This is a genomic window from Streptomyces bugieae, from assembly GCF_036352915.1.
Taxonomy (GTDB): domain Bacteria; phylum Actinomycetota; class Actinomycetes; order Streptomycetales; family Streptomycetaceae; genus Streptomyces; species Streptomyces endophytica.
In genome coordinates this window covers 1-21901 of sequence record NZ_JAZBJP010000047.1, presented here as the reverse complement: position 1 = coordinate 21901, position 21901 = coordinate 1, and the positions used below count along the sequence as shown (strand labels likewise).

Below are 21901 nucleotides of genomic sequence, written 5' to 3'. Positions count from 1 at the left end.
GCGCTTCCGGCGGGCGTGGTTAGCATGAGGGTGCGGACCAAGGTTGACGGCCGCGGACACCGCCCACGACGGGGAGCTGAACGAGCACCATGAGTGAACGGAGCGCACTGCGGTCGAGGCTGGAGGCGCTCACCCGCGAAGTGGTGAAGTTCGGTGCCGTCGGGGGCGCGGGCGTCGTGGTCAACTTCGTGGTCTTCAACCTCGTACGCCACCTGACCGAGGTGCCCGTGGTGCGGGCGAGCATCATCGCCACGGTCGTGGCGACCGGCACCAACTACGTCGGCTACCGGTACTTCACCTACCGGGACCGCGACAAGCAGGGCCGCACGAAGGAGCTGACGCTCTTCCTGTTGTTCAGCGCGGTCGGCCTGGTGATAGAGAACGGCCTGCTCTACATCGCGACGTACGGCTTCCACTGGGACACCCCGCTGCAGAACAACTTCTTCAAGTTCCTCGGCATCGGGCTCGCCACGCTCTTCCGCTTCTGGTCGTACCGCACCTGGGTCTTCCGTACGCTGCCGGCCCGCGAGGCGATAGAGACGGCCGAGTCGTTCCTCGCCGAGGACGCGGACGCGCCGCACCGCACCCCGCACGTGCGGCGGCCCGCCTCCCGCAAGTAGCCCGTCCACGGCGCCCGCAGCGCCCCGCGGGCGTCACTCCTCGGTGGGCTCGGCCTCCCGGGCCAGGAACAGCGCGAAGACCGGCGGATGCTGCTGCAGCAGCTCCAGCCGCCCGCCGTCCGCCTCCGCCAGGTCCCGTGCGACGGCCAGGCCCAGTCCCGTGGAGTTGCGGCCGGAGACGGTCCGTTCGAAGACCCGGGAGCCGAGGTCCGGCGGCACCCCGGGCCCGGCGTCGGTGACCTCGACGACGGCCTGGTTGCCGGTGACGCGGGTACGCAGCGCGACCGTGCCGTCGCCGTGCATCAGGGAGTTCTCGATCAGGGTGGCCAGCACCTGGGCGACCGCGCCCGGGGTGCCGACGGCCCGCAGGCCCTTCTTTCCGGAGCGGACGATGGCCCGCCCCGCGCTGCGGTAGGCCGGCCGCCACTCCTCGATCTGCTGCTTGACGACCTCGTCCAGGTCGAAGGCGACCGCGGAGCCGCTGCGCGGGTCGCGGGAGTTGGTCAGCAGCCGCTGCACGACGTCGGTCAGCCGCTCCACCTGGGCCAGCGCGATGGTGGCCTCTTCCTTCACGGTGTCCGGGTCGTCGGTGAGGGTGATCTCCTCCAGCCGCATCGACAGCGCGGTCAGCGGCGTCCGCAGCTGGTGCGAGGCGTCCGCGGCCAGCCGCCGCTCGGCGGTCAGCATCCGCGCGATCCGCTCGGCACTGGCGTCGAGCACGTCGGCGACCCGGTCCAGCTCCTGCACGCCGTAGCGGCGGTGGCGCGGGCGGGGGTCGCCGGAGCCGAGGCGTTCGGCGGTCTCGGCGAGGTCGGTCAGCGGCGCGGTCAGCCGGCGGGCCTGGCGGACGGCCAGCACGACGGCCGCGAGGATCGCCAGCAGCGCGACGGCCAGGATGACCAGCAGCGTCCGGCCGATCTCCGCACTGATCGTGGACCTCGACTCCTGGACCGTGACGGATTCGCCGCGGTCGCCGCGCACGGTCGACTGGATGACGTCGCCGGCGGGGCGGTGCCCGATCTCGATCGGCGCTTTACCGGGCACCTTGATCTCGGCGTGCCGCTTGGCGGTGATCTGCTCGGAGAGGACGTCAGGGGTGATCTTCTCCCCGCTGCCGAGCCGGCTCTCCACTATCCCGACCAGCCGGACCGCCTCGGACGCCACGCTCTCCTGCGCGCCGGCCTGGATCGTCCGGGTCTCGACGATGACGAGGGAGACGCCGAAGACGGCGATCACGACGAGGACCACGGCGAGCGTGGAGTTGATCAGGCGGCGGCGCACGGGCCCCTAGCTCTTTTCGAAGCGGAAGCCGACACCGCGGACGGTGGCGATGTAGCGGGGGTTGGCGGCATCGTCCCCGAGCTTCTTGCGGAGCCAGGAGATGTGCATGTCCAGCGTCTTCGTGGACGACCACCACGTGGTGTCCCAGACCTCGCGCATGAGCTGGTCGCGGGTGACGACCCGGCCGGCGTCCCGCACCAGGACCCGCAGCAGGTCGAACTCCTTCGCCGTGAGCTGGAGTTCCTCCTCGCCCATCCAGGCGCGGTGCGATTCGACGTCGATGCGGACGCCGTGGGTGGCCGGCGGCTGCTGGGGCTCGGCGGTGGAGCCGCGGCGGAGCAGGGCCCGTACCCGGGCGAGGAGTTCGGCGAGCCGGAAGGGCTTGGTGACGTAGTCGTCGGCGCCGGCGTCCAGGCCGACGACGGTGTCCACCTCGTCGGCGCGGGCGGTCAGGACCAGGATGGGGAAGGAATGGCCTTCGTTGCGCAGCCGGCGGGCGACCTCCAGGCCGTCCATGCCGGGCAGGCCCAGGTCCAGGACGACGAGGTCGATGTTGCCCTGGATACCGGCGTCGAGCGCCGTCGGGCCGTCCTCGCGCACCTCGACTTCGTAACCCTCGCGGCGCAGGGCGCGGGCGAGCGGCTCCGAGATGGACGCGTCATCCTCGGCGAGCAGTACACGGGTCATGGGCCGATGGTAGTCCGATGTATCCGGCCCGAGGGGAGGACCAGCACGGATGGCCGACGGCGGACCGTTCCTGCAGCGTGGCCTGCGGCGCACCCGTGCGGGACGGGCGCGCGCGGTCGCCCGGAGGGGCGCGCGCGGTTCCCCACTTCAGTGTGAGCGTTGTCTCACGGGCCCCACCGGGGGCGGTTCGAGTCGTATGGTGAACGAACGTCCAACGCACAACCAACGGGACCGTGACGCTCAACTGACGTCACCGGTCCCTGTTGTGTGCGGGGCTGGTACCACCAGCCCCGGTACACAGTGATTGACCTGTCGACCGGGTCCACCGCGCGAGCAGCACGGGGGGCGTGGATCCCGGTGTCGGACCGTCCTGCCGGTGCTGCCTTCGATGAACGGCGTGCGCACCGAACCCCCGGGCGTGGGGGCGGGCATGTCCGCACCGGTACCGGTCATCCCCCACCGGGCGCGTCACGGCCTTCGCGCGCGTCCCGAGCAGCAAGGAACCATCATGGCGTCCAGCCTGACGAAGGACGCGGCCAAGCAGGGAACCCCTGCGAACGGCGGCAAGACCTTCTTCGGCCACCCCCGCGGACTGGCCACGCTCTTCATGACCGAGATGTGGGAGCGCTTCAGCTTCTACGGCATGAAGGCCCTACTCCCGCTGTACCTGATCGCGCCCGGCGGCATGCACATGCAGGCCACGACGGCCACGGCGATCTACTCCGTGTACATGGCGATGGTCTACCTGCTCGCCATGCCGGGCGGCTGGATGGCCGACCGTTTCTGGGGGCCGCGCAAGACGGTCGCCATCGGTGCCTGCGTCGTCATCGCCGGTCACATCACGCTCGCCCTGCCCACCGCGGCGACGTTCTTCGCCGGCCTCATCCTGGTGGCGCTCGGCTCCGGCCTGCTGAAGGCGAACATCTCCACGATGGTCGGCCACCTCTACGACGGCCCGGAGGACCCGCGCCGTGACGGTGGCTTCACGCTCTTCTACATCGGCATCAACCTCGGCGCCTTCCTGGCCCCGCTGACCATCGGCACCGTCGGCGAGAGCGTCAACTGGCACTTCGGCTTCACGCTCGCCGCGGTCGGCATGGCCCTGGGCCTCGCCCAGTTCCTGCTCGGCACCCGCCACCTGAGCGCCGAGAGCGACGTCGTGTCGCAGCCCGCGTCGCCCCAGGAGAAGGCGTCCGTGCTGCGCAAGGGCCTGGTCTGGCTGATCGTCGCGGCCGTGTTCTACACCCTGCTCGGTGTGACCGGTAACTTCGCCGACTGGGCGCTGATGCCGATCACCATCGCCGGCCTGATCATCCCGATCGCCGTGCTGTTCCGCATGAAGCGCGACAAGGAGCTCTCGGAGCTGGAGCAGTCCAAGCTCTCCGGCTACATCTGGTTCTTCGTGGTCGCCGCCGTCTTCTGGATGATCTACGACCAGAACGGCTCGACCCTGTCGATCTTCGGCGAGCACTCGACCACCAACGACCTGCTGGGCTTCCACTTCCCGACGTCCTGGTACCAGTCGCTGAACCCGATCTTCATCATGGCGCTCGCCCCGGTGGTCGCCTCCGGGTGGCTGTGGCTGAACAAGCGCGGCAAGGAGCCGAGCACCGCCGTCAAGTTCGCGTCCAGCCTCGCGCTGATCGGCATCTCGTTCGCCGTCTTCCTCTTCCCGCTGCTGGACACCGCGGCCAACGGCGGCAAGGTCAGCCCGATGTGGCTGGTGGCGATCTACTTCATCCAGACCATCGGTGAGCTCTGCCTCTCGCCGGTCGGCCTGTCGGTCACCACGAAGATGGCGCCCGCCAAGTACAGCTCCCAGATGATGGGTGTCTGGTTCCTCGCGGTCACCGCCGGTGACTCCGTGGCGGGTCTGCTGACCTCGCCGCAGCTGAACGTCGACCTGAACACCTCGGGTTCGGTCGCCGTCGAGGCCGCCCTCGCGGTCGTCGCCGGCGTCGGCATCTGGATGTCCCGCAAGCGCGTCAAGCAGCTGATGGGCGGCGTCAACTGACGCCTGCCGGCCCCGGACAGCGGAAGGGGGCGTCGCACCGCCGGTGCGACGCCCCCTTCGTCGTGCGGTGGACCTGCCGGGTCAGCGCAGCCGTGCCCGGCGCCGCGGCAGGAACGTGAACACCGCGCCGCCCAGCAGGACGGCCGTGCCGGCGAGCAGGCCGAGCGCGGTCAGCGCGCCCCGTCCGCCCGCGCCGGTGTGGGCCAGCTCGCCCCCGCTGCCGGCCGAGCCGCCGGCCGATCCGGTCGCGCTGCCGCCGGAGGCCGTACCACCGCCGGACGCCGTGGTGCCGCCCGTGGTCCCGCCCGACGAGCCGCCGGAGGTGCCGCCCGGCTGCGCCGCGGTGTCGAGGGTGAGCGAGGCCCCGGGGTCCTTCTCCGGGGTGCAGGTCGTCGTCGTGCCCAGGGCGTTGACGGTGAGCACGCCCGGGCTCAGCGTGGCCTTGCCGGTGGCGCCCGGCGTGTAGGTGCCCTTCAGATCGGGGATCTCGATCGGGTCGCCCGACTTGATGGGTGCGGGGTTGGCCGGGCCCTCCACCTTGACCGTTCCCTTGTCCGCGCCGCCCACCTTGACGTCCATCGACGGCTTGACGGAGTCCTTGGGGATGTCCGCCGGGCTGTTCATCACGGACTTCTTGAACTGCACCGTCAGGTCGTAACCGCCGCCCTTCTTCACGGCGTTGATCTGTACCGGGGAGGTCGCCTTCTTGTCGCCGATGGGCGTCTTGCAGGCGTAGGGGACCTGGATCTCCTTGCCCTTGTACGCGGTGCCGTCGGGGTCACCACCGGAGCCGCCGGTCGAACCGCCGGCGCTCGAACCGCCGGTGGCCGAACCGCCGGTGGCCGAACCGCCGGTGGCGCCGCCGTCCGTGGAGCCGCCGGTGGTGCCGCCCGCGGAGCTCCCGCCGGCGCTGCCCCCGGAGGTGCCCGCGGTGGTCCCGCCCGTACTGCCGCCCGTCGTGCCACCCGTACCGCCGCCGGTCGTTCCGCCGGTGGAGCCCCCGCCGTCGGTGACCTTGATCGTCACCGCGGGCTTCACCTCCTCCTTGGGCGAGCACTTGGTGTCCGTGGAGATCGGCCGGTTGACGTTGATGTTGTAGAAGCCGGGGGTCAGCGTGACCTCACCGGGCTTGGTCAGCTTGAGCTTGCCCGTCATGTCGGACAGCTTCATCGGGCTGCCCTTGGGGATCGGCGGGTTCTGCCGCGGCCCCTGCATCGGCAGGTCCCCGGTCTGCGCCCCGGCCACCTTGATCGTGCCGGTCGGCTGGACGGTGTCCTTCCCCAGATCGAGGATGTCCGGGTTCTTGGACGCGCCCTCGACGGTCTTCCAGACCACCTCGATCTCGTCCCCGACCTTGGCCGTCGCGGGCGCGCTGACGTCCACCTTCGTGGTGCCCTCGATCGGCGGCAGCCCCGATATCGGCGGCGGCAGACACTCCGTCCGGTACGAGACCTCCGCTGCCTCGGCGGCACCGGCCGCGGCCATGATGCCCGCTCCCGCGAGCGCCAGCGCGGCCACCGAGGCCACCGCGGCTCTCCTCCGTTGCCTCATCACGCAGAACCTTTCGACGTCGGTCGTTCGGTTGATGTGGTGGTGGACGGTGCGGTGTCCGGGGTGAACCACGGCAGCGCGGCACGGTCGCCGGCCGACGTGGTACGACGGGTGCGGATGCGGGGGCGGGCGTGACCTGCCGTGCGGCGCGGGCGTACCCGGTCCACGACCGCCATGCCGATACGGAACACGGCGGTCGGGACCACGACGCACAGCAGCACCCAGAAGAGCGTCACGCCCCAGGGCCGGCCGACGCCCCACGGCTGCTCGGCCAGCACCTTGCCGCCGTACTCGAGGGAGACCAGATAGTCCCCGTGTGCGCCGGCCGCCAGCTCGACCGGCAGCTTGACCTGGACCTTCTTGCCGGGCGGTACGGTCCCCCGCCACTGCTGCTCCTCCCACTGCGGGGCGAAGACGCCGTGCGAGGTGCCGACCTGGAAGACCGGGTTCCGGGCCGGCGCGGAGCCGAGATTGCCGACCGTGACGGTCAGTTCACGCTGCGGCGGGGCGCCGAACCAGGTGAGCAGCCCGCTGCTGCCGGCCAGCCGCGGCGGGGACAGCACCGCCAGCCGGCCACCGGTGCGCTCCCTCGGCAGCGGCGCCACCGGGTGGCCCGCCACCTTGAACGCGGCGTCCGCGGCGGCCGCCGCCCCGGTCACCGTCGCCACGTGCACCACACAGGGGCAGGGCTTGGGCGGTTCGGCGACCGGCAGGCGCTTGCGGAAGGTGCCGTGCGCGTCGGTGGTGACCGCCCGGCCGTCCCCGTTGGCGCAGGAATTGGTCCCGCCGATCATGTTCTGTCCGCAGATCAGCAGGGTGAGCAGGGCCTTGGGCCGCCAGCCGCGCCCGCTCACGGTCAGCGTGCCGCCCTTTCCGGCCTCCTTCCGGGAGAGCTGGACGGTGGGACGGCCCCCGGGCGCCTCGGCCGGCGACGCGGCGCGGGCGGTACCGGACAGGGACGCGGTACCGGCCGGGGACGCGGCGCGGGCGCTGCCGGCCGCCGACGGGGCCAGGACGAGGGCGGCGGCGAGGGCCGTGGCGACGGCCGCGGGCAGGGCGGCCGGCGGCGCGGGCCGCTCGTTCCCGCCGCCGCTGCCGCCTCCCCCGTCCCGCCGCTCGTCCCCCTCGTCCCCGCGCCGGCGCCGGCGGCGCCGCCGTACGGACAGCAGACCGGCCGCGCCCGCCACCGGGACCAGCGCCGCCCCGGCCGCGACGCCCCACGGGACGGCGGTGTACGAGGCCGTGGCCGCGTCGTGCGCACCGCCGCCCGCCGTCACCGTGAGCCGGAGGTCCACCGCGTCCAGGGCCGGCGGATCGGGCCAGTCCGCCGTCAGACGGGCCCGCTGACCGGGCTCCAGGGTGAGCGGCAGGGTGTGTGCGGCGCGCCGCAGCACCGGCCCGAGGAGGCCGTCGGCGCGCACCGCCAGCCGCGGCGTGAGCACCGTGTTGCCGCGGTTGACCAGCGTGTAGTGGATGACCGCCGCGCTCCCCCGCCGCCGCACCGACACGTCCTCGGCGGTCAGCGCGGACAGCGCCGGGCCGGCCACCCGCAGGTGGACCGGTACGGTGCGCCGGACCGCGGGCCCGCCGTGCCGCGCCGGTCCGCCGGTCGCCGTGATCGTGCCGGGGTGGTCGCCCAAGGCGGCGTCGCGCGGCACGGTCACCGTGAACGGGACGCTCGCCCGGGTCCGCGGCGGGACCGTGACCCGCCCCGCGGCGAACCGCAGCCAGGAACCGGCGCCGCCGCCCGTCCCGCCGCCGGTGCCGCGCAGCCGCACGGTGACGGCCCGGCGGGTGGGGTTGCCGAGGGACAGCCGGTCCGCCAGCACCGTGCCCGGCGCCCCCTCCAGGTAGAAGTACGGGCGGTCCTGCGCGCTCGGTGCGGCGCCGCGACCGGGGGCGGGCGCGGCGGACCAGCCCGGCCCGGCCGGCGCGGCGGGGCGGGCCTGGGCCGCGGCGGGGCACAGCAGTACCGCTGCGGCCGCGAGGACCGCACCGCTGACCGCGGGGCGAGGACGGAACGGCATCGGCGGCTCCTGGTACTCGTGGTGCACAGGCTGCACGTGGTGCGGAGGCTGCGGTCCGGATGCGGTTCAGACGCGCTGGTGACGGCGGGTCAGCCAGAGCACCCCGGCCGCGCCGGCCAGCAGCACCGTGCCGCCCAAGGTGCCCAGCGCCACCGCGGAGTCGGCCGGTCCGGTCTGCGGCAGTTGTCCGCCGGAGGAGCCGCCCGTGCCGCCGGAGCCGCCGGTGGCCGCACCGCCGCTGCCGCCGGAGCCCTTCACGTCGAGGGTGAGCGAGGGCTTGGGGTTGTTGCTGGGGGTGCAGGTGGTCGTGGTGCCGAGCGCCTTGATGGTGAGGGTGGCGGCGGTGAAGGTGACCTTGCCGCTCGCCTTGGGGGTGTACGTCCCGCTCAAGTCACTGATCTTGATGGGGGTGTTGGCCGGAATCGCCCGGTCGTTGGGCGGCCCGGCGACCGGGACCGTACCGCTCTCCGCGCCGCCCAGCTTGATCAGCGCACTCGGCTTCATGGCGCCCTTGCCCAGCTCGACGGGGCTGGAGGACACCCCCTTTTGGAAGGACATCACGAGTTTGTACGCGCCACCGCTGGGGGTGCTCTTGATGTCGATCGGCGAGACCGCGCCCTTGTTCCCGATCGGCGTCTTGCACTGGTAGTTGACGTCGACGACCTCGGCGTGGGCGGCCGGCGCGGTGAGCAGCACCGCGGACCCCGCCGTCATCGCCACGGCGGCGGCGAGGCCGGCCGCCCGGCGCGGTCGCCGGCCGTGCTGTGCGTAGAAGCGGGCCACTGTCCGTTCCCCTTCTCCCGGTGGGCGCACCGCCGACTGTTACTGACGGCACATCAGATTGGCCGCTCAAGGTACGCCGGGGACCTTGCCGAGGGAAGGCACAGCACAGCCCCGATCGGTCCGGGGCCGCACCGGCGGGCACATCCGGCCGCCCGGCGGTGGTGAACACGGGCCCGGGAACGGCAAAAGCGCGGGCCCGCGGACCCGCGCTCCTCTTCTGCCGTGGCCTCGGTCAGGCCGGTGCGGCGAGCTCCGCCCAGACGGTCTTGCCCGTGCCGTCGGGGTTGCGCACCACGCCCCAGTCCAGGCAGAGCCGCTGCACGATGAACATGCCGTGGCCGCCGGGGCGGCCGGGGCGGTGCGGGCTGCGCGGCGCCGGCGAGCCCGCGCCGAGGTCGGTGACCTCCAGCCGCAGCATCTTGGAGGTGCAGCGCAGCCGCAGCTCCTCGGGCCCCTCGGCGTGCAGGCAGGCGTTGGTGACCAGCTCCGAGACGACGAGCAGCACGTCCTCGGCGGCGGCCCGCTGGTCGGCGTTGGCGGCCGGCAGCCAGCCCCAGTCGTGCAGGGCCTGCCGGGCGAAATCACGGCCACGTGCCACGGCGCCCCGGGTGCCCGCCAGGCGCAGCCGGCGGATCTGGCCCGCCGGCATGGCGGCGGACGGAACGGCGGCGGAAGCACCGGCGCCGCCCGGCTCCGGGCCGAGATCGCCCGGCGGGTACGGCCGGGTGGTGCTCATCAGCGCTTCACCTCACCGATTCGCCTATTCACGGAGAACAGATAGCGGACTGCTTGCAACGGATTCAGATGTCTCCTGCCCGACCGGACCGTGAGAACACCCACTTCTTGGGTACGGAAGTTGTGACACGGACTACGCGCCCGGAACAGATCGTTCCGGACACCGTCGTCAGGTCACTCGGCCAGGGCCGCGTCGACGGAATCGTGCACCGTGAAGACTGCCTCAGCGCCGGTGATCTCGAATACCCGGGCGACCACCGGTTGCATCCCGGCCAGATGGACCCCGCCCCCCTCGGCCTCCGCCTTCAGGCGCGCGCCGAGCAGTACGTTGAGGCCGGTGGAGTCCATGAATTCGAGCTGTGAGCAGTCGACCACCAGGCGTGCGTAACCGTCGTCCACACAGCCTTCGAGTGATTCCCGCAAGAGATCCGCGGTGTGGTGATCGAGCTCACCTGTGACCGTCACGACAGCGCTTGCGCCGTGATGGCGGATCTCGACGTGAAGCCGGCCCCGGCTTGCACTGCCGACCGTCCCGCGGTCCATGCGAAGCGCACCCCTTTTGCTGTCTAGACGGCTGGATTGCTTGCGACTGCGCTCGTCGAACCCTACGCCTTCCTGACGCGCGCCGGTAGCCGAACAATCCGCATATTGCCCAATATACGGACAACGCTTACTTGCCATCTTCCGGCAAAGACAGGTAGGCGTAGAAGAACACATTCGCAACGGCCGGCTTTGGAGGCGCCGCACACCGAAGGCTTCACGTAGAGGCATCGGCAGCCATATGCCGAGAACGATGGAGGAGACCATGTCACCCCGGCTCGACGAACTGCGTACCGACGACACCCGGCAGTCCGCATCGTCGACATCCCCGTCCGACCCGACCGGGCACATCCCTTCCCAGTCGATCGCTGCCGAATCCGATCCGGCGGTTTTTCCCGAGATCGACGATCTGCCCGAGATCCCGCCGTTCGACGAGGTGGGTCCGGTGGACGCGAGGGCTCTGTCCAAGACCCTCTTCGAGCGGCTCGAATCGCTCGAGGAAGGCACCCACGAATTCGCTTACGTCCGCAACACCCTGGTCGAGCTCAACCTCGCCCTGGTGAAGTTCGCGGCCTCCCGCTTCCGCTCCCGCAGCGAGCCGATGGAGGACATCGTCCAGGTCGGCACGATCGGCCTGATCAAGGCGATAGACCGCTTCGAACTCAGCCGCGGGGTGGAGTTCCCGACGTTCGCGATGCCGACCATCGTCGGCGAGATCAAGCGCTTCTTCCGCGACACCAGCTGGTCGGTGCGCGTCCCGAGGCGTCTGCAGGAACTGCGTCTGGACCTCGCCAAGGCGGGCGACGAACTCGCGCAGAAGCTGGACCGCGCCCCCACGGTGCACGAACTCGCCGAACGCCTCGGCATCACCAATGACGAGGTCGTCGAGGGGATGGCCGCGAGCAACGCGTACACCGCGAGCTCGCTGGACGCCCAGCCCGAGGAGGACGACAGCGAAGGCGCGCTGGCGGACCGGATCGGCTACGAGGACCACGGACTCGAAGGCATCGAGTACGTCGAGTCGTTGAAGCCGCTGATCGCCGAACTCCCGCCGCGCGACCGGAAGATCCTGTCCCTGCGCTTCGTGGCGAACATGACGCAGTCCGAGATCGGCGAGGAGCTGGGCATCTCCCAGATGCACGTCTCCCGTCTGCTCTCCCGCACGCTCGGCCGGCTCCGCAAGGGGCTGATGGTCGAGGAGTGAGGACCGCGGTCGCCCCTGCCGGTCCGCGCGGCCGGCACCGCCCGCGCGGAGGAGGGCCCGCCCCGGGGTACCGGGACGGGCCCTCCTCCGCGTCTGTCGGCCGTCCGGGGCCGGGCGGCGTCAGACCAGAACTCCCTTGTGCCACACCGCCGAGACGAGCGGGACGCCCGGGCGGTAGGCGAGGTGGACATGGCTGGGCGCGTCCAGGAGGGCCAGGTCGGCGCGGGCGCCGGGGGTGATGCGGCCGACGTCGGTGCGGCGCAGCGCGCGGGCGCCGCCCGCGGTGGCCGACCAGAGCGCCTCGTCGGGGGTCATGCCCATGTCGCGGACGGCCAGGGCGATGCAGAACGGCATGGAACTGGTGAAGGACGACCCGGGGTTGCAGTCGGTGGACAGCGCGACGGTGGCGCCGGCGTCGAGCAGCGGACGGGCGTCGGGCCACGCGGCGCGGGTGGAGAACTCGGCGCCGGGCAGCAGCGTGGCGACGGTCTCGGACTGGGCGAGGGCGTCGATGTCCGCGGGGCTGAGGTGGGTGCAGTGGTCGGCGGAGGCGGCGCCGAGCTCGACCGCGATCTGCACGCCGGGGCCGTGGCCGAGCTGGTTGGCGTGCACCCGCGGCGCGAGGCCCCGGGCCTTGCCGGCGGTGAGGATCGCGCGGGCCTGGTCGCCGTCGAAGGCGCCCTTCTCGCAGAAGACGTCGATCCAGCGGGCGTGCGGGGCGCAGGCGTCCAGCATCGGGCCGGTGACCAGGTCGACGTAGCCGGCCGGGTCGTCCGCGTAGTCGGGGGAGACGATGTGGGCGCCGAGGAAGGTGACCTCGTCGGTGTGCGCGGCGGCGATGCGCAGCGCCCGGGCCTCGTCCTCGACGGTCAGGCCGTAGCCGGACTTGGTCTCGAACGTGGTCGTGCCCTGGCGGAGGGCCTCGGCGAGGTGGCGGGTGAGGTTGGCCTCCAGTTCCCCGTCGGTGGCGGCACGGGTGGCGGCGACGGTGGTGCGGATGCCGCCGGCGGAGTAAGGGCGCCCGGACATCCGGGCGTTGAACTCCTCGGTGCGGTCGCCGGCGAAGACGAGGTGGGAGTGGGAGTCGACGAAGCCGGGGATGCCGGCCCGGCCGGCGGCGTCGACGGCGTTGTCAGTGGCGGGTGCTTTGCTGGAGGCACCGACCCAGGCGATGCGGTCGCCGTCGATGACGACCGCGGCGTCCTGGATCAGACCGAGGGGGCCTTCACCGAGGGAGGGGTCGTTGGTGACGAGCTGGGCGATGTGGGTGATGGCGGTGGTCGGCGCGGAGGTCGTCGTCATCGCGGGGGTGTTCTCCTTCAGCCGCGTACGGCGGCGATGGATTCGGCGAGGGCTGTGGGCACGTCGGGGACAAGAGTGTGCACACCGTCCCGGACGATCTGCCGCCCGCCGACGATGGTGTGTCGCACGTCCGCCGCGGAGGCGGCGAATACTGCCGTTTCGGCGGCCAGCCGGGGCAGTGGTCCGGCGGTGCGTACGGAGTCCAGTGCGATCGTGGTGAGGTCGGCGAGCGCGCCGGTCTCCAGGGTGCCGGCGTCGTCCCAGCCGAGGGCGGCATGGCCGTCGGCGGTGGCGGCGCGCAGCAGGGCGGCGGCGGTCCAGTGCCCGCGGGTGCGGGTGCGCAGCCGCTCGTCGAGCTCCATGGCGCGGGCCTCTTCGAGCAGGTCGATGACGGCGTGGCTGTCGCTGCCGAGGGACAGCGGGCTGCCGGCGCCCTGGAGGCGGGCGGCCGGGCCGATGCCGTCGGCGAGGTCGCGCTCGGTGGTGGGGCACATGCACACGCCGGTGGTGGAGCCGCCGAGCAGGGCGATGTCCTGGTCGGTGAGGTGCGTGGCGTGCACGGCCGTGGTGCGCCGGCCCAGCGCGCCGTGGTCGGCGAGCAGTTGGGTGGGGGTGCGGCCGTGGGCCTCGCGGCAGGCGTCGTTCTCGGCGGTCTGCTCGGAGAGGTGGACGTGCAGGGGTGCCTGCCGTTCGCGGGCCCACTCCGCGACGGTGCCGAGCTGCCCGGCGGGCACGGCGCGTACGGAGTGGATGGCGGCGCCGACGCGGACGTGCTCGCGGTCCTCCTTGAGCGCGTCGGCGCGCTGCGCCCAGCGGTCCGCGGTGCCGTCGGAGAAGCGCAGCTGGTGCCGGTCGGGCGGGGCGCCGAAGCCGGACGAGAGGTAGGCGGTGTCGAGCAGGGTGATGCGGATGCCGGCGTCCGCGGCGGCCGCGATCAGCGCCCCGCCCATCGCGTTGGGGTCGTCGTAGCGGGTGCCGCCGGGCGCGTGGTGGAGGTAGTGGAATTCGCCGACGCAGGTGATGCCGGCCAGCGCCATCTCGGCGTAGACGGCGCGGGCGAGGGCGTAGTAGCTGTCCGGGGTGAGCCGGTCGGCGACGGCGTACATGATCTCGCGCCAGGTCCAGAAGGTGCCGCTGCCGACCTGGACGGTGCCGCGCAGCGCGCGGTGGAAGGCGTGGCTGTGGGCGTTGGCCAGGCCGGGCAGCGTCAGGCCGCGCAGGACGGTGGCGCCGGGCGGCGGGGTGGCGTCCCCGGTGCGGACGGCCGTGATCCGGCCGTCCGCGGTCTGCAGGGTCACGCCCGGCTCGACGTGGCTGCCGAGCCAGGCGTGTTCGAGCCAGTACGTCGTCGGTGTTGCCTGCGTGGTCAGCGGCACGCCAGCCCCTCCAGTACGTCGGCGAGTGCGAGGACCCCGGCGGCGCAGTCGTCCTCCTCCGCCGCTTCGGCGGGCGAGTGGGACACGCCGGTCGGGTTGCGCACGAACAGCATGGCGGTGGGGACGGTTCCGGACAAAATACCGGCGTCATGGCCCGCGCCGGTGCCGAGGACGGGTACCGGGCGCTCCGCCGCCTTGCCCAGGAGGGCGCTCAGCTCGTCCCGCAGGGCGTGCTCGAACTCCACGACCGGGGTGAAGGATTCGCGGACGACGGTCAGGTCGACCCCGTCGCGTGCGGCGCGTTCGGCGGCGGCCTGCTCGATGCCGTGGATCACGGTGTCCAGGGTGTCCTGGTCGGGGGCGCGGGAGTCCAGCCAGCCGCGGACGAGCGAGGGGATGGCGTTGACGCCGTTCGGCTCCACGCTGATCTTCCCGAAGGTGGCCAGGGCGCCGGCCAGCCGGGCCTGTTCCCGGGCGGCGAGGACGGTCGCGGCGTAGCTGAGCATCGGGTCGCGCCGGTCCTCCAGGCGCGTGGTGCCGGCGTGGTTGGCCTCGCCGTGGAAGTCGAACCGCCAGCGGCCGTGCGGCCAGATGGCGGAGGCGACGCCGACCGGGTCGCCGGACAGGTCGAGGGCGCGGCCCTGCTCGACGTGGAGCTCGACGAACGCGCCGATCGCGGCGAGCCGTTCGGGGTCCGGGCCGATGGCGTCGGGGTCGTATCCGGCGCGCTCCATGGCCTGCGGCAGCGAGATGCCGTCGGCGTCGCGCAGCTCGTGCGCGGCCTCGGGGGTCAGGGCGCCGGCGGTGAGCCGGGAGCCGACGCAGGCCAGGCCGAAGCGGGCGCCTTCCTCGTCGCCGAAGTTGACGATCGCCAGCGGCTTCGCGGGGTCGGCGCCCCGGCGGCGGAGTTCGTCGAGCGCGGCGAAGGAGGAGACGACGCCGAGGGGGCCGTCGAAGGCGCCGCCGTCCGGCACGGAGTCCAGGTGGGAGCCGGTGACGACGGCCTCGCCGGGGGCCACGTCCTGGTGGCCGGTGGCGCCGAGCCAGGCCCATTGGTTGCCGTTGCGGTCGAGTTCGTAGGCGAGGCCGCGGGCCTCGGCCTGCGCCCGGAACCACGCGCGGCAGTCGGCGTCCGCGGCGGTCCAGGCGTAGCGGCGGTATCCCCCGGTGGCGGAGTTGCGGCCGAGCGGCCGCAACTCCTGCCACATCTCGTGGAACGAGGCGGTCACGCGCCCTCGCCCTCGCGCATCGGGATGCGGACGCCGCGCTCGGCGGCCACCTCGTCGGCGCGCTCGTAGCCGGCGTCGACGTGGCGGATGACGCCCATGCCGGGGTCGTTGGTGAGGACCCGGCGGATCTTCTCGCCGGCCAGCGGGGTGCCGTCGGCGACGGTGACCTGTCCGGCGTGGATCGAGCGGCCCATGCCGACGCCGCCGCCGTGGTGGAGCGAGACCCAGGAGGCGCCGGAGGCGACGTTGACCATGGCGTTGAGCAGCGGCCAGTCGGCGATCGCGTCCGAGCCGTCCTTCATGGCCTCGGTCTCGCGGTAGGGGGAGGCGACGGAGCCGCAGTCGAGGTGGTCGCGGCCGATGGCCAGCGGGGCGCGCAGGGTGCCGTCGGCGACCATCTCGTTGAACCGCTCGCCGGCCTTGTCGCGTTCGCCGTAGCCGAGCCAGCAGATCCGGGCGGGCAGGCCCTGGAAGTGGACCCGCTCGCCGGCCATCTTGATCCACCGGGCGAGCGACTCGTTCTCCGGGAAGAGGTCGAGGATCGCCTTGTCGGTGGCGGCGATGTCCTGGGCGTCACCGGACAGCGCGGCCCAGCGGAACGGCCCCTTGCCCTCGGCGAACAGCGGCCGGATGTAGGCGGGGACGAAGCCGGGGAAGGCGAAGGCCCGCTCGTAGCCGGCGAGTTGGGCCTCGCCGCGGATGGAGTTGCCGTAGTCGAAGACCTCGGCGCCGGCGTCCATGAAGCCGACCATGGCCTCGACGTGCCGGGCCATCGACTCGCGGGCGCGGGTGGTGAAGCCCGCCGGGTCCTTGGCGGCGTAGGCGGCCATGTCGTCGAAGTCGACGCCGGTCGGCAGGTAGGCCAGCGGGTCGTGGGCGGAGGTCTGGTCCGTCACGATGTCGATCGGGGCGCCCTCGGCGAGCATCTGCGGGAGCAGGTCGGCGGCGTTGCCGAGCAGGCCGATGGAGAGCGGCTTGCGGGCGTCGCGGGCCTCGACGGCGAGCTGCATGGCGTGCTGCAGGTTGTCGGCCTTGACGTCGAGGTAGCGGTGCTCGATCCGGCGCTCGATGGCGCGCGGGTCGCAGTCGATGCAGATGGCGACGCCGTCGTTCATGGTGACGGCGAGCGGCTGGGCGCCGCCCATGCCGCCGAGGCCGGCGGTGAGGGTGATCGTCCCGGCGAGGGTGCCGCCGAACTTCTTCGCCGCGACGGCGGCGAACGTCTCGTAGGTGCCCTGGAGGATGCCCTGGGTGCCGATGTAGATCCACGAACCGGCGGTCATCTGGCCGTACATGGTCAGGCCGAGGGCCTCCAGGCGGCGGAACTCCTCCCAGTTGGCCCAGTCGCCGACGAGGTTGGAGTTGGCGATGAGCACCCGCGGCGCCCACTCGTGCGTCTGCATCACGCCGACCGGCTTGCCGGACTGGACGAGCATCGTCTCGTCCTGCTTGAGCGTGGTGAGGGTGCGCACCATCGCGTCGAAGGAGCGCCAGTCACGGGCGGCCTTGCCGGTGCCGCCGTAGACGACGAGCTGGTCCGGGTGTTCGGCCACCTCCGGATCGAGGTTGTTCTGCAGCATGCGCAGCGCGGCTTCCTGCTGCCATCCCCGAGCACTCAGCTCCGTACCGCGCGGTGCCCGCACGGGTCGCGGTCCCGACATGGGCCGTGCCTCCCTGACATCGAATGGATTGAGCTATTCACATCTTGGAGGCGGTGAATAGCGCTAGTCAACAGGACGTGGTGAAGGTTTTCCACACCCCGGCCGTTCGACTTGCCCGGCCGGAAAGTCGGTGTTAGCTTTCCCAGTAGGAAAGTTGAGGTGGGTTGTCTGCGTGGATCGCCGGCGCGGACCCCGCCCGTCTGAAACGCCAACGGGGAGGCGAAGGACATGACCACACCGGTTGATGCCGAGCGGGCCTGGCAGGATCTCCAGCGCATCCGGGTGCCACAGGAGCGGGTGTACGACGAGGTCGAGCGCTGCGCGCAGAGCGACCAGCGGGGCACCTACGTGACGGCGGGCCTCATGTGGCTCTTCCTCGCCAGCTGGGGGCTCGACCTCCCGAAGTGGGGCGGCTTCGCGCTCCTCGCCGTCTATGTGGGCGCCCTGGCCGCCCTGGCCGTGGTCTACAGCCGCCGGAGCCGGATGCGGCTGCACCGGTCGCGGTACGGCTGGCGCAGCGTCGTCACCTTCTTCGCGGGCGGGGCCCTCAGCGGCGGCATGATCATCCTCACCGGGCGCCTGACCGACTGGCTGGCGCTGCCCTACGGCAGCCTGATCCAGGCCACGCTCTCCGCCGGCGCCTTCGTGCTCTTCGTCGGCCCGGCCAACCGCTGGGCGGTCAGCCCGCTGCGCGGCCGGGGCCTGAGCGACCCCACCCTGAGAACCGTCCCCGAGGAGGCGGGCCGATGAGCACTCCATCGGGCTTCGACGAACTGATCCATCCCTCCACCCGACTGTCGGTCGTCGCCCTGCTCGCCGCGACGGAATGGGCCGACTTCTCCTTCATCCGGGACAGCCTCTCGCTCAGCGACTCCGCGCTGTCCAAGCAGCTGCACACCCTGGAGGAGGCCGGGTACCTGGAGATCCACAAGGAGGGCGGCGGACGCAAACGCCGCACCAAGGTACGGCTGACGAGCCGTGGCCGCACCGCCTTCGAGGGGCATGTGGCCGCGCTCCGGGCGATCGTCGAGGGCGCCGGCCCCACGGCCGCCCCCGCGACCCCACCACCCGATCCGGGACAGACCTCGGACCCGACCACCCAGCAACACCACGCGGAGGCACACCGATGACGACCACCGAGGGCGCGCCCGTGCCCCCGACCGCCGACGCCGCACCGCCGGTCATCCAGGTGAGCGGCCTGCGGATGTCCTACGGCAGCACCGATGTGCTGCACGGCGTCGACCTGGACGTCCGGCGCGGCGAGGTCTTCGCGCTGCTCGGTCCCAACGGCGCCGGCAAGAGCACCACCGTCGAGATCCTGGAGGGCTTCCGGCAGCGTTCCGCCGGGACGGTCCGGGTGCTGGGCACGGACCCGGCGCGCGGCGGCGACGCCTGGCGCGGCCGGATCGGCCTGGTGCTGCAGTCCTGGCGGGACCACCGCCGCTGGCGGGTGGCCGAGTTGCTGACACACTTCGCCACGTACCACGAGGCACCGCGCGACCCCGCCGAACTGCTGGCCCTGGTCGGCCTCACCGGGCAGTCCGGCAAGCAGGTGGACCAGCTCTCCGGCGGGCAGCGCCGCCGCCTGGACGTCGCGCTCGCCCTGGTCGGCCGCCCCGAGCTCGTCTTCCTGGACGAGCCGACCACCGGCTTCGACCCGGAAGCCCGCCGCGACTTCCACGACCTGATCGAGCGGCTGGCCCGCGACGAGGGCGTCACGGTCCTGCTGACCACGCACGACCTGGTGGAGGCCGAGCGGCTGGCCGACCGGATAGCGATGCTGGTCAACGGCCGGATCCGGGCCCACGGCACCCCGGCGGAGCTGGCCCGCAGCGCCGCCGCCCATGCCGAGGTCCGCTGGACGGCCCCGGACGGCACGGCCCGGCGGGAGCACACCGCGGACCCGTCCCGGCTGGTCTGGGAGCTCCACCGCGAGATCGGCGGCCCGGTCGCCGACCTGGAGGTGCGCCGCCCGACGCTGGAGGACACCTACCTGCGGATGGTGCACCAGGACGAGGTGGCGGGGACCGCGGCGGGACCGGTGACGGACGCCTTCGACGACGGCGTCGGCAGCGAGACCCGCGCCGCCTGAGGGCCGGGCGCGGAGCACCACAGACCAAGGGGGACGGACATGACAGCGGTCGACACAGTGACGGCAGCGACGAACGCGAACGGGGAAACCAGCATGGCGGACAAGGGAGTTGGAGACGGCGGGCAGGGCCCGGCCAAGAGCAGGCCCGGTTCCCGCCGGCGCTACTGGCGGGCCGGCTGGCAGCGCGGCGGGATCGAGATACGGCATCTGCTCCGCAACCCCAAGGAGCTGAGCGGCCACCTCATCAACGTCGTGGTCGCGCTGGTGGTCGCGGGTTACATGGACGACGACGTACCGGGGACGCATGTCCCGATGTCGCATCTGGCCCTCTCCGGTTTCGCCGCCTATCTGCTCTTCCAGATCGGACTGGTGAACCTCCCGCAGATCCTGGTGACCGAGCGGGAGGAGGGCGCCCTGCTGCGCCTGCGGACCACCCCGGGCGGCATACCGGCCTACCTCATCGCCAAGTCGGTGCTGGTCGTCGCGATGGCGCTGGCCACCCTGGTCGTCCTGCTGGGCGCCGGCGCGCTGCTGGCGAACGGACCGCTGCCGCACGGCGTCGACAACTGGCTGACGCTGCTGTGGGTCAGCGCGCTGGGGCTGCTGGCCGTGGTGCCGCTCGGTGCCGCCGTCGGCGCCGTCCTGCCCAATCCGCGCGAGGCGCTGGCGCTGATCATGCTGCCGGCCATGGGCCTGCTGGTGACGTCCGGCGCGATGTTCCCGCTCACCTCGCTGCCCGCGGTCGTCCAGAAGATCGCCTCCGTCTTCCCGCTGAAGTGGATGGCCCAGGGCGTGCGCTCGGCGCTGCTCCCGGACGCCGCCCGGGCCGCGGAACCGGCCGGCTCCTGGGAGCTGCCGACGGTCGCCCTGGTCCTGGCCGCCTGGGCCGTGGCCGGCTTCCTGCTCGCCATACCCCTGCTGCGCCGTGCCGCCCGCCGCGAGTCCGGCTCCCGCCTCGGCGAACGCCACCGCAAGGCCAACCTCGGAGCGGCCCCCGCAGCCTGACCGGGCTCGCCCGGTCCGCCCCGGGCCCGGCCGGCGCCCGTCCACCCCCGGGACAGCGCCGGCCGGGCCCCTTAGCCGATCTTTCGCCACTCCTTCCCCGCCCCTCCCCCGCCCCTTCGCCGTCCTTTCGTCCCCCACGGCCGCCCCGCCCGGTAAGCGATGGCGCGGGGCCCCCGGACGATGATGGAGTGGCCCCATGACGTACACGGACCGAGACCGTGCCGTACAGGCAGCCGTTGCGCAGGGACTGGTGGGGCCCGAGGAACCGGTGGCGGGGCTGCTCGACATCACCGGCGTCCGGCGATCGGCGGCCGAACTCCACGCCGCCTTCGAGGAGTTCGCCGCTCCCGGCACCCCGGTGCTGCACGCCTTCGCGGTGAAGGCGGCCTCGCTGGTGCCCGTGCTGCGGCTGCTGGCGCAGGAGGGGCTCGGCTGCGAGGTGGCCAGCCCCGGCGAGCTGGCACTGGCCCGGGCCGCCGGCGTGCCCGCCGACCGCACGGTCCTGGACTCACCGGCCAAGACCCCCGCCGAGCTGCGGGAGGCGCTGGCCCTCGGGATCGCGGTCAACGCCGACAACCGCGAGGAACTGGCCCGGATCGACCGCCTGAGGACCTCCGTGCCGAGCACCGCGCCCGTCGGCCTGCGGGTCAATCCGCAGATCGGCGGCGGCCGCATCGGGGCGATGAGCACCGCCACCGACACCTCGAAGTTCGGTATCGCGCTACGTGACGAGGGCGCCCGCGACTGGGTCGTCCGCGCCTGCCTCGACCGCCCGTGGCTGACCCGACTGCACGCCCACGTCGGTTCGCAGGGCATGCCGCTGGAGCTGATGGGCGCCGGGGTACGCGCCCTGTTCGACCTCGCCGAGGAGATCAACGAACGGGCCGGCCGGCAGCAGATCGACACCCTGGACATCGGCGGCGGCCTCCCGGTCAACTTCTCCTCCGACGTCACCACCCCCACCTACCGCGAGTACGCCGCGCTGCTCCGCTCGGCCGTCCCCGGGCTGCTCGCCGGGCGGTACGGCCTGATCACCGAGTTCGGCCGCTCCCTGCTGGCCAAGCACGGCACGGTCCTCGCCCGCGTCGAGTACGCGAAGTCGGCGGGCGGCCGCCCGATCGCGGTCACCCATGCCGGCGCCCAGGTCGCCACCCGTACGGTCTTCGTCCCCGAGGCGTGGCCGCTCCGGGTCGCGGCCTACGACGCCGAGGGGCGCCCCAAGGCGGGGCCGCCGGTCGCCCAGGACGTCGCCGGCCCATGCTGCTTCGCCGGCGACCTGGTCGCGGAGAACCGCCCGCTCCCCCTCCTGCAGTCCGGCGACCACATCGCCCTGCTGGACACCGGCGCGTACTACTTCTCCACGCACTTCGCGTACAACTCGCTCCCCCGCCCCGGCGTCTACGGCTACGCCGCATCCCCCGACGGCGTCCGCTTCGCGGTCATCCGCACCCCGCAGAGCCTGTCGGACCTCACCACGGAAAGCGGCGCCGCGCACGCGGAGTCGCTCCGCGCTTTGTAGCCCACGTACCTGTCTGCGGCGTCGCGGGTCGTCTCGCCGTTGCGCGCTTCGCGGCGCCCCGCACGTAGCCGTCTGTCCCGCCGCGGGGCTTGTTCGCCGTTGCGCGCTTTGCGGCGCCTCCCACGTACCTGTCTGCGGCGTCGCGGTTCGTCTCGCCGTTGCGCCTGGCGGCGGGCGTGGTGTTGTCGGGTGCGGTGCCGGCCCTCCAGACTTCGTCCTCCGGTCCACCCCCTCCCGTGAGTGGGAGGTAAGAGGCCGGTGGGGGCGTGCGTTGT

The 21901-nt window shown here is 72.7% G+C and carries 19 protein-coding genes; 8 read left to right on the top strand and 11 right to left on the bottom strand.

All coding sequences use genetic code 11. The features are described 5' to 3' along the window. Positions 1-89 precede the first annotated feature (89 nt). Positions 90-620: a GtrA family protein gene (locus tag V2J85_RS36910; RefSeq protein ID WP_261951091.1), complete on the top strand. Its 531-nt coding sequence runs from the start codon at positions 90-92 to the stop codon at positions 618-620. A gap of 33 nt (positions 621-653) precedes the next feature. Here the strand turns inward: V2J85_RS36910 and V2J85_RS36905 are convergent, their stop codons facing one another. After that, positions 654-1901, bottom strand: a complete 1248-nt coding sequence (locus V2J85_RS36905; RefSeq protein WP_261951090.1) for an ATP-binding protein — start codon at positions 1899-1901, stop codon at positions 654-656. A gap of 6 nt (positions 1902-1907) precedes the next feature. After that, positions 1908-2588 (bottom strand): response regulator transcription factor, encoded by a 681-nt coding sequence (locus V2J85_RS36900; RefSeq protein WP_030416075.1) that lies wholly within the window; start codon positions 2586-2588, stop codon positions 1908-1910. 508 nt (positions 2589-3096) lie between these two features. Here V2J85_RS36900 and V2J85_RS36895 point away from each other — a divergent pair. Beyond that, complete coding sequence (locus tag V2J85_RS36895; RefSeq protein ID WP_261951089.1) at positions 3097-4602, top strand: peptide MFS transporter; 1506 nt, start codon at positions 3097-3099, stop codon at positions 4600-4602. An 81-nt stretch (positions 4603-4683) separates the two neighbouring features. Here the strand turns inward: V2J85_RS36895 and V2J85_RS36890 are convergent, their stop codons facing one another. The 5 genes from V2J85_RS36890 to V2J85_RS36870 form a co-directional block, all read right to left on the bottom strand. Then, on the bottom strand, positions 4684-6153 hold the full coding sequence (locus V2J85_RS36890) for a hypothetical protein (RefSeq protein WP_330824025.1): 1470 nt from the start codon (positions 6151-6153) through the stop codon (positions 4684-4686). Then, the gene (locus V2J85_RS36885) at positions 6153-7208 is read right to left on the bottom strand and encodes a hypothetical protein (RefSeq protein ID WP_410011317.1); all 1056 of its coding nucleotides are present in this window, start codon (positions 7206-7208) and stop codon (positions 6153-6155) included. The genes V2J85_RS36890 and V2J85_RS36885 overlap by 1 nt, the downstream gene beginning before the upstream one ends. 1038 nt (positions 7209-8246) lie before the next feature. Continuing rightward, positions 8247-8963, bottom strand: coding sequence for an LPXTG cell wall anchor domain-containing protein (locus V2J85_RS36880; protein WP_261951087.1), 717 nt, complete (start codon positions 8961-8963; stop codon positions 8247-8249). 232 nt (positions 8964-9195) lie between these two features. Continuing rightward, positions 9196-9699: an ATP-binding protein gene (locus V2J85_RS36875; protein ID WP_030416080.1), complete on the bottom strand. Its 504-nt coding sequence runs from the start codon at positions 9697-9699 to the stop codon at positions 9196-9198. 173 nt (positions 9700-9872) lie between these two features. Further along, positions 9873-10241: an STAS domain-containing protein gene (locus V2J85_RS36870; protein ID WP_030416081.1), complete on the bottom strand. Its 369-nt coding sequence runs from the start codon at positions 10239-10241 to the stop codon at positions 9873-9875. 262 nt (positions 10242-10503) lie between these two features. On the opposite strand from V2J85_RS36870, the gene V2J85_RS36865 reads away from it, so the two are divergent. Beyond that, on the top strand, positions 10504-11442 hold the full coding sequence (locus V2J85_RS36865; RefSeq protein WP_410011316.1) for an RNA polymerase sigma factor SigF: 939 nt from the start codon (positions 10504-10506) through the stop codon (positions 11440-11442). 120 nt (positions 11443-11562) lie between these two features. On the opposite strand, the gene hutI is transcribed toward V2J85_RS36865, so the two are convergent. From hutI to hutU, 4 genes are read right to left on the bottom strand one after another with little or no spacing between them, the layout of a single operon-like run. Next, on the bottom strand, positions 11563-12744 hold the full coding sequence (gene hutI, locus V2J85_RS36860; protein ID WP_330824024.1) for an imidazolonepropionase: 1182 nt from the start codon (positions 12742-12744) through the stop codon (positions 11563-11565). Between the two features lie 17 nt (positions 12745-12761). Then, positions 12762-14120 carry a formimidoylglutamate deiminase gene (locus V2J85_RS36855; RefSeq protein ID WP_261951084.1) on the bottom strand — a complete coding sequence of 453 codons (1359 nt, stop codon included), beginning with the start codon at positions 14118-14120 and terminating at the stop codon, positions 12762-12764. Continuing rightward, the gene (locus tag V2J85_RS36850) at positions 14111-15328 is read right to left on the bottom strand and encodes an allantoate amidohydrolase (protein ID WP_261957099.1); all 1218 of its coding nucleotides are present in this window, start codon (positions 15326-15328) and stop codon (positions 14111-14113) included. The genes V2J85_RS36855 and V2J85_RS36850 overlap by 10 nt, the downstream gene beginning before the upstream one ends. Before the next feature lie 17 nt (positions 15329-15345). Next, positions 15346-17010, bottom strand: coding sequence for a urocanate hydratase (gene hutU, locus V2J85_RS36845; protein ID WP_261951083.1), 1665 nt, complete (start codon positions 17008-17010; stop codon positions 15346-15348). 228 nt (positions 17011-17238) lie between these two features. On the opposite strand from hutU, the gene V2J85_RS36840 reads away from it, so the two are divergent. The 5 genes from V2J85_RS36840 to V2J85_RS36820 all read left to right on the top strand — a co-directional run bounded on the left by V2J85_RS36840 (position 17239) and on the right by V2J85_RS36820 (position 21626). Then, complete coding sequence (locus V2J85_RS36840; RefSeq protein WP_261951082.1) at positions 17239-17760, top strand: hypothetical protein; 522 nt, start codon at positions 17239-17241, stop codon at positions 17758-17760. Next, on the top strand, positions 17757-18140 hold the full coding sequence (locus tag V2J85_RS36835; RefSeq protein WP_261951081.1) for a transcriptional regulator: 384 nt from the start codon (positions 17757-17759) through the stop codon (positions 18138-18140). Before V2J85_RS36840 ends, V2J85_RS36835 begins: the two co-directional genes overlap by 4 nt. Then, on the top strand, positions 18137-19102 hold the full coding sequence (locus tag V2J85_RS36830; RefSeq protein WP_261951080.1) for an ABC transporter ATP-binding protein: 966 nt from the start codon (positions 18137-18139) through the stop codon (positions 19100-19102). The genes V2J85_RS36835 and V2J85_RS36830 overlap by 4 nt, the downstream gene beginning before the upstream one ends. Before the next feature lie 39 nt (positions 19103-19141). Then, a complete protein-coding gene (locus tag V2J85_RS36825; RefSeq protein ID WP_330824023.1) occupies positions 19142-20107 on the top strand; it encodes an ABC transporter permease in 966 nt (321 codons plus the stop codon). 196 nt (positions 20108-20303) lie between these two features. Beyond that, positions 20304-21626, top strand: coding sequence for a type III PLP-dependent enzyme domain-containing protein (locus V2J85_RS36820; protein ID WP_330824022.1), 1323 nt, complete (start codon positions 20304-20306; stop codon positions 21624-21626). Positions 21627-21901 lie beyond the last annotated feature (275 nt).

Excerpts from the sequence above, each read along its gene's own strand:
- V2J85_RS36840 (WP_261951082.1), top strand. The coding sequence starts at position 17,239 with ATGACCACACCGGTTGATGCCGAGCGGGCCTGGCAGGATCTCCAGCGC.
- V2J85_RS36835 (WP_261951081.1), top strand. The coding sequence starts at position 17,757 with ATGAGCACTCCATCGGGCTTCGACGAACTGATCCATCCCTCCACCCGA.
- V2J85_RS36895 (WP_261951089.1), top strand. The coding sequence starts at position 3,097 with ATGGCGTCCAGCCTGACGAAGGACGCGGCCAAGCAGGGAACCCCTGCG.
- V2J85_RS36890 (WP_330824025.1), bottom strand. The coding sequence starts at position 6,153 with ATGAGGCAACGGAGGAGAGCCGCGGTGGCCTCGGTGGCCGCGCTGGCG.
- V2J85_RS36825 (WP_330824023.1), top strand. The coding sequence starts at position 19,142 with ATGACAGCGGTCGACACAGTGACGGCAGCGACGAACGCGAACGGGGAA.
- hutU (WP_261951083.1), bottom strand. The coding sequence starts at position 17,010 with ATGTCGGGACCGCGACCCGTGCGGGCACCGCGCGGTACGGAGCTGAGT.
- hutI (WP_330824024.1), bottom strand. The coding sequence starts at position 12,744 with ATGACGACGACCTCCGCGCCGACCACCGCCATCACCCACATCGCCCAG.
- V2J85_RS36820 (WP_330824022.1), top strand. The coding sequence starts at position 20,304 with ATGACGTACACGGACCGAGACCGTGCCGTACAGGCAGCCGTTGCGCAG.
- V2J85_RS36900 (WP_030416075.1), bottom strand. The coding sequence starts at position 2,588 with ATGACCCGTGTACTGCTCGCCGAGGATGACGCGTCCATCTCGGAGCCG.
- V2J85_RS36850 (WP_261957099.1), bottom strand. The coding sequence starts at position 15,328 with ATGTGGCAGGAGTTGCGGCCGCTCGGCCGCAACTCCGCCACCGGGGGA.
- V2J85_RS36865 (WP_410011316.1), top strand. The coding sequence starts at position 10,504 with ATGTCACCCCGGCTCGACGAACTGCGTACCGACGACACCCGGCAGTCC.
- V2J85_RS36875 (WP_030416080.1), bottom strand. The coding sequence starts at position 9,699 with ATGAGCACCACCCGGCCGTACCCGCCGGGCGATCTCGGCCCGGAGCCG.
- V2J85_RS36870 (WP_030416081.1), bottom strand. The coding sequence starts at position 10,241 with ATGGACCGCGGGACGGTCGGCAGTGCAAGCCGGGGCCGGCTTCACGTC.
- V2J85_RS36830 (WP_261951080.1), top strand. The coding sequence starts at position 18,137 with ATGACGACCACCGAGGGCGCGCCCGTGCCCCCGACCGCCGACGCCGCA.
- V2J85_RS36910 (WP_261951091.1), top strand. The coding sequence starts at position 90 with ATGAGTGAACGGAGCGCACTGCGGTCGAGGCTGGAGGCGCTCACCCGC.